This is a genomic window from Vibrio sp. 2132-1, assembly GCF_033344315.1.
On sequence record NZ_JAWPON010000256.1, the window covers coordinates 1 to 764 of the forward strand.

1 protein-coding gene is annotated in these 764 nt (G+C 48.6%); it reads left to right on the forward strand.

What is annotated here, in order from left to right; genetic code table 11:
- Window positions 1-732: NAD(P)-dependent oxidoreductase (locus R8N47_RS24775; protein WP_318186048.1), on the forward strand; the 732-nt coding region annotated here is incomplete at its 5' end.
- Window positions 733-764: the final 32 nt, after the last annotated feature.

The following is a 764-nucleotide window of genomic DNA, read 5'->3' on the forward strand; positions in this document are numbered from 1 at the left end:
TTTAACAATGTCGATGTGAACTATTGTGCTGAACATGGCATTGCAGTCGCGAACGTGCGTGGTTATGCCACTCGATCTGTGCCTGAGCATGTGATCGCGATGTTGTTTGCTTTGCGTCGAAACTTGTTTGGGTACCATCAAGACATTGCGGCTGGTGAATGGCAGCGTAATAAGCAGTTCTGCTTTTTTACTCATTCCATCGGGGTTGTTGGCGGCATTACACTAGGTGTCGTCGGTAGTGGTGCATTGGGACAAGCCACGGCGAATCTGGCTCAAGCGCTAGGAATGACCGTTTTATTTGCGGAGCGTAAAGGAGCAGCAGAATGTCGACCAGGTTATGTGCCATTTGAGGAAGTGTTGAAACACTCTGACGCGTTGACTTTGCACTGTCCGCTTAACGAGCATACGCAGAATTTGATTGGCAAAGTCGAGTTACAGCAAATGAAACCAAACGCGATTCTAATCAACACCGGTCGTGGCGGTTTGGTTGATGAGCAAGCATTGGTGGATGCGCTAAAACAGAGTGAGATCGCAGCAGCAGGTTTTGATGTATTTACTCAGGAGCCTGCCGATGAGAGCAACCCTCTGATCGCTAATATTCACTTACCGAATTTGCTGTTAACGCCTCATGTTGCGTGGGGAAGTGATTCGTCGATTCAACGCTTGGCCGACATCCTGATTGAGAACATTAACGCGTTTCAGCGCGGAGACCTCCTCAATCGCCTCGCTTAATGGGCGTTGATTAGCCGCATTAAAAAAGCAGA